Origin of the sequence: Methylobacterium sp. WL64 (assembly GCF_008039945.1) — a bacterium.
GTDB lineage: Bacteria > Pseudomonadota > Alphaproteobacteria > Rhizobiales > Beijerinckiaceae > Methylobacterium.
This window is the reverse complement of sequence record NZ_VRVA01000164.1, coordinates 1-9036: the sequence shown is the minus strand read 5'-3', so window position 1 is coordinate 9036 and position 9036 is coordinate 1. Positions and strand designations below refer to the sequence as shown.

The 9036-nt window shown below is 66.5% G+C and carries 12 protein-coding genes; 9 read left to right on the top strand and 3 right to left on the bottom strand.

Annotated elements, in window-relative coordinates; translation table 11 throughout:
- Window positions 1–17: 17 nt before the first annotated feature.
- From FV242_RS30810 to FV242_RS30795, 4 genes are all read left to right on the top strand, one after another.
- Entirely contained in the window at window positions 18–683 is a 666-nt protein-coding gene (locus tag FV242_RS30810; RefSeq protein WP_147941582.1) for a hypothetical protein, read from the top strand.
- Window positions 684–911: 228 nt separating this feature from the next.
- The gene (locus FV242_RS30805) at window positions 912–1364 is read left to right on the top strand and encodes a hypothetical protein (RefSeq protein WP_147941581.1); all 453 of its coding nucleotides are present in this window, start codon (window positions 912–914) and stop codon (window positions 1362–1364) included.
- 103 nt (window positions 1365–1467) lie between these two features.
- Complete coding sequence (locus FV242_RS30800; RefSeq protein ID WP_147941580.1) at window positions 1468–2496, top strand: hypothetical protein; 1029 nt, start codon at window positions 1468–1470, stop codon at window positions 2494–2496.
- A gap of 83 nt (window positions 2497–2579) precedes the next feature.
- Window positions 2580–2867, top strand: coding sequence for a hypothetical protein (locus tag FV242_RS30795; RefSeq protein WP_210248979.1), 288 nt, complete (start codon window positions 2580–2582; stop codon window positions 2865–2867).
- 19 nt (window positions 2868–2886) lie between these two features.
- On the opposite strand, the gene FV242_RS30790 is transcribed toward FV242_RS30795, so the two are convergent.
- Window positions 2887–3246, bottom strand: coding sequence for a helix-turn-helix transcriptional regulator (locus tag FV242_RS30790; protein WP_187278628.1), 360 nt, complete (start codon window positions 3244–3246; stop codon window positions 2887–2889).
- Window positions 3247–3358: 112 nt separating this feature from the next.
- Here FV242_RS30790 and FV242_RS30785 point away from each other — a divergent pair, with 112 nt between their 5' ends.
- From FV242_RS30785 to FV242_RS30775, 4 genes are all read left to right on the top strand, one after another.
- On the top strand, window positions 3359–4237 hold the full coding sequence (locus tag FV242_RS30785; RefSeq protein ID WP_187278627.1) for a PD-(D/E)XK nuclease family protein: 879 nt from the start codon (window positions 3359–3361) through the stop codon (window positions 4235–4237).
- The gene (locus tag FV242_RS34945; RefSeq protein WP_187278626.1) at window positions 4234–4854 is read left to right on the top strand and encodes a hypothetical protein; all 621 of its coding nucleotides are present in this window, start codon (window positions 4234–4236) and stop codon (window positions 4852–4854) included. Before FV242_RS30785 ends, FV242_RS34945 begins: the two co-directional genes overlap by 4 nt.
- 80 nt (window positions 4855–4934) lie before the next feature.
- Entirely contained in the window at window positions 4935–5372 is a 438-nt protein-coding gene (locus tag FV242_RS30780) for a DUF6508 domain-containing protein (RefSeq protein WP_187278625.1), read from the top strand.
- 515 nt (window positions 5373–5887) lie between these two features.
- On the top strand, window positions 5888–6463 hold the full coding sequence (locus tag FV242_RS30775; protein WP_147941575.1) for a hypothetical protein: 576 nt from the start codon (window positions 5888–5890) through the stop codon (window positions 6461–6463).
- A gap of 38 nt (window positions 6464–6501) precedes the next feature.
- On the opposite strand, the gene FV242_RS30770 is transcribed toward FV242_RS30775, so the two are convergent.
- Together FV242_RS30770 and FV242_RS30765 are read right to left on the bottom strand one after the other, a co-directional pair.
- Window positions 6502–7686, bottom strand: coding sequence for a hypothetical protein (locus FV242_RS30770; RefSeq protein ID WP_147941574.1), 1185 nt, complete (start codon window positions 7684–7686; stop codon window positions 6502–6504).
- A 65-nt stretch (window positions 7687–7751) separates the two neighbouring features.
- Window positions 7752–8144, bottom strand: coding sequence for a hypothetical protein (locus tag FV242_RS30765; RefSeq protein WP_147941573.1), 393 nt, complete (start codon window positions 8142–8144; stop codon window positions 7752–7754).
- Window positions 8145–8326: 182 nt separating this feature from the next.
- Between FV242_RS30765 and FV242_RS30760 the strand changes: the two genes are divergently transcribed.
- Window positions 8327–8965: a hypothetical protein gene (locus FV242_RS30760; protein ID WP_147941572.1), complete on the top strand. Its 639-nt coding sequence runs from the start codon at window positions 8327–8329 to the stop codon at window positions 8963–8965.
- Window positions 8966–9036 lie beyond the last annotated feature (71 nt).

Here is a 9036-nt window from a genome sequence, read left to right as displayed (position 1 = left end):
CTCCAGGAGACCCAGGTATGACCCCGACCCCTTTGATGAACCTCTCCCGCAGTGATCAAATCAACCAGCTGACGGGGGGCTACGGCCACATTGCCCTCGACCTCGTCGCCGAGGGCTGGTTTCCCTACCTCCTCGTCCTCAAGTTTCACCACCTCGGCGGGCGCCGGAACACGGTCATCGCCCAAATGCACCGCGAGGCCGAGCGGGCTCACCGCTGGCTTTGTGAGCGGGTGTGGCGCAACGCGAGTGCGCCGAGCCGCAGACCCTGGACTCCCCGCTGGATCCTCGCCCCCGACTACCCCGTCGCGAAGGGAACGAAGGTCAGTGCCCGCTCCGCGCTGCGCGATCTCGTGCCCAATGACGGGCTGCACCTCCAAGGGCTTGCGGTGATGCCGCCGGGTGGCCGGCTCCGCGAGCCGCTAAATGAGCACTTGGGGCCATCGGGCGCCCGGTACTGCCCCCGGGGCGGACCTCTCCTGTCGCTCACCGCCACCCCCATAACGAGCGACCTCGGTTACGTGCACACCTACAACTTTAAAGCCCTAATGCGGGGCCGGGCGAGCTTCGACGACATTCTGATGCTCCCACGGTCCTCAACCGAGCTTGACAGCAAGCCCAGGCCGGCTGAGGACCCCTGGCGGCACCCGGTTTTGGTGCGAGAGCGACCGCGGTCGCAGACCTGATGCCGCTGTCTCCTCCCGTGATCAGCACGATTCGACCTAAGCAGCGCATCGTTTCCGTCCCCGTTCTGATCTCGCGCCTGATCTGGATTGGAGCCAGCTGGCAAGAGGGGCCGACTAATGAGAGATAAATCCTTCCAAGGTTGTCGGCTCCCTGCTCGATGAGCTGGCTCCGTGAGCCAGCGTCGCCATGTGAGCTACCGTGATCGAACTCGGTAAAGTGGAGAACACATGAGAGTGCCGACGGAAGCACAGATACGTGCGATGACACCTGAAGGGCGCACGACGGTGCGGAGCCGCGCAGCAAAGTTCGACAGCGAGATCGGTCGCACGACCGTCGCCCTCATCGACTCCCTTGATCTGCCTCTGAGCAGCGGCGGGATGTCCCTCGACGATCCGATCTATCGCGAGCTGCAGGAGATCGTCTGGTCTGCCCGAGCTCGACAAGCGGCGCTGGACGCGGTGAGGAACGGACAGCCTGCCCTGGCAGGTGTCGATCCGATTCTGCAGGAAGTCATGGGCGGCCGATATGGACGCCGGGGGCAGGGGACGATGAACGCTGGATCACTCGTCGCCGAAGTCATGCGGCACGCCGGATACGAGAAAAACGGTGAGGGGCCTTTGCCAGAGACCTGCATCGCCCGCACGGCGGCGATGTGGAAGCCGGCAAAGGCTCTGCGTTGAATTAACTCGGTGGGGTGAGCCGCAGGGATAGCTCCATAGCACATGGGATAAGACAGAGCACGAAACGGCGAGGCGGGCGATAGATGCCAGACCGGGGGGCAATATGGACTGGTTCGAGCGGCTGATTGGGTTCGGCGAGACGGGGTACGGGGAGACGCGGGCCCGGCTGTGTATGGTGGGCGACCGGTTGATCCGGGAGGGGACCGGCGAGAGCTTTGGGGTCGGGACGCTGACGCTTACGTCCGTCGCTGAGCTGCGCGCCGCCGTGGCAGCCGTCCACCGACCGGGGCGATTGAAGCTATCCATCATCGAGGGCGACGTACGCGCTTTGCATCGCGTTCCCGAGAACCGCGGCGCACTGTTCCAGGTGGCTTCGCAGTTCAACATGCTGGAGATGGTCGGGCCGGACGTCACCCCGGAGGACGGTGTCGCCGGCTACGCGTACGACCGCACGCAGGGCCCAGCTTGCGCGATGGCGGCGGGGGCGGCCACGATCTACCGCAACTACCTCGTGCCGGTGGCGGGCAAAACCGGCCAGACGGCGGAGCGTCAGCTCGACGGCCTCTCCGATCTCGGGGACGCCCTCGCGCACCGGCTGGGCAGTGGACGGACGACCCTGTGGGCGATGCGCAACGGCTACGCGCTGCCGACGCGGGCCGCCCTGGATGCCGTTGTAGGGCACCTGAGCGCGGTGGACGAGGGCACCCTCGACGATCTGCGTGGTCGGCTACGGCTCGGCCTGCACCAGGACGTCGAGGTCACCGACGGGCCGGCACCGGGCCCACTCGTCAGCCAGATCTTCTGCTCGGCGCTGCCGATAGCCTACACGCGCTTGCCGTTAGAGATCTGGGCTCCGTTCGCCCGCCTGGTGCTGGAAGCGGCGTACGAGGGTACGCTGCTGGCCGGCGTGCTGAACGCGGCGCGGGGCACCTCGAACCGCGTGCTGCTGACGAGGCTTGGCGGGGGCGCCTTCGGCAACGCGGACGCCTGGATCGACGCGGCCATGCTCCGGGCACTGCGGCTGGCCAGTGATCGCGACCTCGACGTCGCGGTGGTAAGCTACGGGCGACCGTCGCAGGAATTGCGTGAACTCGTGAGACGGTATGACGATCCGAGCGACCGTTCGAACTGATCTCTCCGGCCGCGAGGCGCTTATCGGCGTCGTTGGATGCTCGGGTGATTGCCTCGCTGGCCCTTCGACGTGATGACAGCGCCATGGACATCCTGACGAACCCCAACCACGATGCCCTCGTCCGCCTCCTTGCCGAGGCCCCGAGAGGGCTCGTGCGCGCCCTGCGTGCGCCGGACGGCACCGTCTACGCCTGGGCCGCCCATGACGCGCGCCATGTCGAGGTCGTTGCCGCGCTCGACCTGCCGTTCGCTGACCGCGCCAGCTTGCAGGCCGCTTCCTATCGCTTCAGTCGGCAGGAAGTGGACGCGGTTAGGGCATTCACCGACCTCGACGACCTGGTCCGGCGGCTGGCCGAGCTCGGCGAGATGTAGCCCGTTCGGGCGCTTCTCGTTAGGGGCGTCGCGTCAGCCCGAGCCCGACCCGCACCAGCTCGGTCAGGCCACGAATCGTCTCGCCGTCGCAGCCCCGAAGCAGGTCGAACAAGGGACCAGCCTCCTCCGGCATCGTGGGGGCCGCCGGGTTGTCCGGCCTGGGCTCGAAAGCGAACAGGTCCGACAGGCCCACCCCTAGTTCGGTGGCAATGCGGTGGGCGATCTCGATGCGCGTGGCGTTCACTCCGCGCTCGATGTTGCCCACCGTATCCACGCTGCGCCCGATCCGGTCGGCCAGCTGCTCCTGCGTCAGCCCCTTGGCCTCACGCAGGCCCTGCACGTGCCGCCCGAAACGGCGTCTAAGTTCGCCGCTGTCCATGGCCCTGAGTGATCCTCCGGCGGGAGGACCCGGACCACCGAGCATGACTCGGGATACAGCCTTGCCAGACGGGGATCATCCGTAGTTAAGCTCCGGTATGGTGCCTTCCCCCTTGCCGGTACTCGTCCCCCCGCTCCGGGACGCCGCCCTGCTAGCCCTCGCCCGCCTGGCCCCCCTGCTGCATCGCACGCCCACTTGGCAGGCTGCCGACGGGGCGAGCGTGCGGGCCGCGGGGCTGCGCTCCCTCGCCCGACGAGCGGACGCCGCCGCTGTCCTGGGTGAGGCCGCGGGGCCACTCGTCCGGGGTATTCCGCTGGTGCCATATCTGGCGCCCGGCGGAGCGTATGGGCCGGCATGGGCGGGACACCCCTTCGCCAGTCCGGCGATGCGGGCGAGCTACCGGCTCCGCGAGCCGGACATCACCCGGGCGCTGGCCGCGCTGATGGGTCCGGCGGCCGGCAAGCGGGGGGCGCCGCGCGCCATCGCCTTCCTGCGCCTGCTGACCGAGCTCGCCGGCGCCGACACCGTGCGCGCGACGCTGGCCGACGAGATCCGGCCGAGCGTGGCCGCCGAGTATCAGATCGCCCGAGCTGCGAAGCGGTCCGCGAAGGCCACGGCGTCGAAGCCGGGGGGCAGCAAGCCGACGCGCATTGACCTATTGTTCGAGTGGACCGCGGATGCACAGGGTCGCCGCGCTGTGGTGGTAATCGAGGCCAAGCTCGGCGCGAGCGTCGGCGAGGGTCAGCTCAAACCCTACCGCGAGGAGGCCCAGCGGCGAGCCCGGGGCGGCCCCGTGGCGCTCGTCCTGCTAACCGTCGTGCCCGACTCCGCCGAGCGGCGCCATCGCGCGTGGGCGGCGGTGCGTTGGTTCGCGCTGCTGCGGCGCTGGGAGGGCGTGCTGGCAGCCGCCGGCGACGACGACCCGGAGTTCGCGCGGGTGCGCGCGCACCTCTGGCGCTTCATCCTGTCCAACCGGAGGCCCCCCGCGTGATCGAGATTCCCGAGAGCGTCGCGTTCTACTGGGGCGACCCACTGAACCGCATAGCGGTTGATACGCTGGTCGCCTCGAGCGAGGTGCCGCCCGACCTCAGTCTGGGGGAGGCCGAACGCTTCGCGCTGGCCGGGCTGGCGGCGCACCGCATCCGGGTCGAGTACGCGAGCCTGCTGCGAGCGCTGTGGGCGGCGACGTGGGGCGAGACGGTGCGGGCGCACCTGCCGGGGGCGCAGCTGCTCGACTACGACGGGCACCGCGCGTTCCGGGAGGAGGTCGACACCGAGTGCGCCGATCTATCGGTCGCCGAGGTCTGGGCGGCGAAGGCGGTGTGCGGGGTGTTCGCCGTGCCTGGCCGCGGTCGCCTATTCACGCGGTTGGCGCTCGTCGAGGGTGAGCAGGAGGCCACGCTGGCCTTCTACCTGTGGGACGAGGAGGACAGCACCACGGTGAGCGATTGCCTCGCCCTGGGTCCGGCGTGGGGCGACGACGGGGAGGACCGCCGCGTGACGCTGTCGGGCGCGCTGCCGCAAGTTCGCGGGCAGGAGGGCTTCGACCCGGCGCCGCTGGCCGCGTTGGCGCAGGAGGCGATGCGGGCGCTCGCCGCTACGCCGTAGCGGCCAATCCCTGCGAGGCGCTGCTCGTCGCCGGTTCTCGTACCCCTGTGCTCTCTCGTGGCAAGCCGGAAGAGGCGAACATGGTCGAGGCGAAGACGACCCGAGCGGTCCGGCTGGCTGCCCTTGCTCGGTACTTCACGGCGTTCGCCGATCCCGCTGCGCCGGTGGGGCTGTGCTCTCCGCAGGCCGCTCCCGCGGACAACTTCTCGCCGGCCACGTTCCTCCCAAACGACGAGGTCCAGCGGTTCGTGGCGGATTGCTATACGCATGGATGGGTGCTGGACGGCTTCGACTGGGCAGCCTGGGCGCAGACCCCTAAGGCCCAGCGGTTGCGCGACGATCCGACCGCGCTCGCCCGCGCCAGCGAGCGGCAGCTCGCGCGGCTGCTCACGACCGTGATCCGGCAGGACCGCTTCGTGGAGGGTGCGCTCGCGGCGGCCTTCGCGAGCGGTTTGATCTCCGGCATCCTTCGCCGCGCCGGCGCCCTCAGCGAGGCGGCCAGCCAGGGCGACGAGTGACGTCGGGCTCGCGGAGCTGAGAGGCTGTCAAGGACGCCGCCGGCAGGTCGCAACCCGAGGAAGACGGCTGCACGCGTGCGGTCTGCGCTGACTGCTGCAAACGCCGGTCCGTGTAGAGCACGAAGCAGGCTCCTGCCACTCGCAGACCGCATTGGTGTGCGGTGCTCCAACCTGATCAATCCCGGCGCAACCAACGAGGCCTTCGCGGGCGGTGTCTTGAGCAAGCAACGCGGCTTGGCGCGCCGGGTCGGCGGCAAGGGCGTAAGCGGTCGGAGGATCCTGTCTGAGCACGACCGGAGCTGTCCGCCCGAACTTCTGAGCAGTCACGCCCCGGCAGGCGCCGCAGAGCCGAACGGCTGAACCGGTAAATTGTAATTTCAGCCACAGTTTCCCCCGGCCGTTGGTGTGCCAACGCTTTCGAGGCCTGCCTCCATCATCGTGCCGTGTGCTTCCCTGGCGAGGCGCATATGGAGAGTCATGTGCAAACAGGTGCTATTGCTTACATTGACGAAGTGATGCAGGGCTATAGTGACATGGTAGCCGTGAAGATTGAGGAAGGGTACACCCCCTATATAATCTCCCTCCTGTACAAGCCCCTCCGAGTTCCCCAGGATTGGGTGCGGGGGGAGATGGAGCGTGGGATTACCGAAGCCTACAAGACCCTTCTCCTCCGGGTCGCCCGCAAGCCGCGCTCCCCCGCTCACCGCCATCGCCTCCCAGAATGGGTCCTCGTCCCTGACTGGCCGGTGGCGAAGCGGGCCAAGGCCAGCCTGCTGGAGGTCACCCTCAACAACGGGCTGCACTACCAGGGCTTGGCTCTCATCCCACCCCGGAGCCGCCTGCGCGAGCCGCTCGACGAGCACCTCGCAACTCATCAAGCTCTTTACACCCGGGGCCCGGTCGAGCGCATCCACGCCGAGCCGGTCACCCATGACCACCGGCGGGTCGTCTTCTACCTCTTCAAGTCGCTGCAGCGCCGCCGGGCGGATCTCGACAGCGTGATCATCCTGCCGCGCCCGATCTCCGAACTCGAGGCGCAACCGCGACCGGCCACAGACCCCTGGCGCCATCCGGTGTTGATCAGAGCTTAAAAGGGCCAGGGCGACATCGCCGCCCCGGTCCAGGTTATCTAGTGCACCGGTACCTTGGCGCGCGCGATGGGCCAACGAAACGCACGTCGCGCCCGCAGCCGCACCCAATCCTTGTCCGGATCGTCACCTTCCTCGACCCCCATGCCGATAAGGCGGACCATTACCAGCTGTCCCGCCTTCACCGAGAGCAGCCGCTTCTTCATCTCCGGCGTCACTTCGAGCATGATCACGTCTCGCCCGCTCGGATCCCTACCACGCTTCAGGGTCGGCCGCAGTTCGAAGCCGGCGTCATCATAGATGTCGAGCCCCTCGATCCGCTCCTCTCCGTCCTCGCGGTCATCCCAATCCTCCTGATCACTGTCGCCCTCGGCCGAGGGCGGCCCATCTTCCAGATCCCCAGCGGTCATGTCCTCCGGGGTTCCGGACGTCTTCTTGCCTAAGTCGCCGTACTGCATTGTGGCGGCGTACTCCGCCTCATTTATCGCCTGATGCCGGCCCTTCTTGGGCTTGCGCGCCTCCCGCTCCAAATACTTTTCATACAGCTTCTCGATCCCGCCATCCTGCTCGATCTGCGCTGCTATCTGATCGACCGGTATGCCAACGAGCATGTATTCGTGGAGTGCCGCCGCGTACTTGCCCGTCCGGCTGCGGCCCTGTTTGCTCTTTGCGTCGAACACATAGTTCATCGTATGCCGCAGCGCGTGCACTTGGTGCGTGCGTGCCTTCCGCTCGACCTTGCTCGTGTGGAAGCACGGCTGTTTGAAGAAAACCTTCCACGCCTTGTAGTCAGAGTAGTAGTGCCGAGCGATCCCGACGATCAGCGCGAGCACCCCGTACAGCTCGCGGCGGTAGCCCGCCTGGACCTCGCCGAGCTGGTGCCGGGCTTCCGCGCAGACCCCAAGCGGGTTCGCCTTGATTCGGCGCTGTAGGTCCGAGCTGTCCGGCGGGTACGGGCCCATGCCGCTGGTGCCCTCGACCGGCTCCACGCGCCACTCACTCTGCGGTCGCTTGGGCTTCGTAGTCTTGTTTTTCGGCTTCTTCATGGTGATCACCCTGCGATGAGCACCCGCCGCGATTTTCTCGTCACGAGAACGACAAGGCGGCGTCGGTGCGTTGATGATGTTGGAAGAGGCGCTGCGGGTTGAGGGCGCCGCGGCGGAAATCGAGAGCAACGGGGGCGTGCTGCACGTGGGGACGATGAGGAACGAGGGGCGTCGGATCATCAGCGTTGGTCCCTTGCCGAGGCCGGGGCGGTTGTCCGCCCCGGCCCCTCGTTCTCCGCGTCGCTTCAGGTGCGGCGAAGCTTCCAGATCACCTTGCGAACTCGCAGCCGTTGCCATTCCCCGTCAGTGCCGAGGCAGGTCACGTGGAGGACCGCCTTCTGCCCGGCCACCATGCCGAACAGGCGCGCCTGTCGAGCTGCATTGACCTCGAAGTCGATGGTCCGGCGGCCCGCCGGATCCCATCCATGCTCCACGGCCGGTTTGTGCCCGAGAGCGATCTGATCGCGGAGGCTGAGCCCGGCGAAAAGGTGGTTCCCGCTTTTGTTGTGGGGCATCGGGTGCTTCTCCGACCCGTCCTCTAGATCGATCTTGGCAAACAGGGCCGGGTCGTTGGCGGCGATTGGGTCCTCGTGAGACTTTTTCGAGCTCGCATCGTCGAATTTTTTGGGGTTCGCCATCTGCTCTCTCCAAGGCCTGTTACTGTTAAAAGTGGTCTCAGTTCAGCGGTGTTATTGTTGGCTTGCTGGGTTGTGCCCCGCTGTTGATGAGAGACCGTACCCCGCGGTAGACTGGGGCGAACTGGGCCATCGGAATTGTCCGGGCGCAGGTGAGATTAGGCGGGTGCCCTGGAATGGCGCGCATGAGAGAGGCCTGCGTCGGGTTCTATTGGACACTGCCGATCACATGGGCTGACTTCCGGCGCTTGCCCAAGGATGTCGAAGGCGCCGCCCGGGCCAGCCGCACGATCCGCTACCAGCGCGAGCGCGTGCGACTGTGGGCCAAGGAGCAGCCGTGCAGACTTGTGGGAGAAATCGCCTTCGTCGACGTTCGTAATGACCGAGCAACTGAGGCCGTGCAGAAAGATCTCGAAGATTGTCGACGCCTATGCGCTCGGCTTGAGGCAGATCTGGTCTACGTCAACTTCGAGGAGCGAAACTTCTGGCGCACTAACCCTTACTTGAAAAATGTTGCAACAGGCCTGGATTTCAAACTTATAGGTCTATCTCCTGATCCAATCCCTGTTGATGGACGCCGCTTCGACCCCATCGCGCATTTTAAGGCGTCCCGGGTGGAGGAGCGCGAGCGAATGAGAGATTTGCAAGAGGAAGCCTTCGAAGGGCTCGAGCGAGCGTTGTCGACTATCCCGGAGGGAAGCGGGCGCTGGCAGGCCATCGCCGAGCGGCTAAACAGGGAAGGTGTTCTCAGCCTCAAAGGCAGCGCTTGGACTTCGGAGAATGTCCGGAAAGTCGTTGGGCGCCACCGGCAAGCTTTCGGCTAAAATTCTTCCTGATTTAATTCAATGGCGTTTCTTTGGTTGTGGCGAAGAGCTGCATCTCTACACGTATTTTG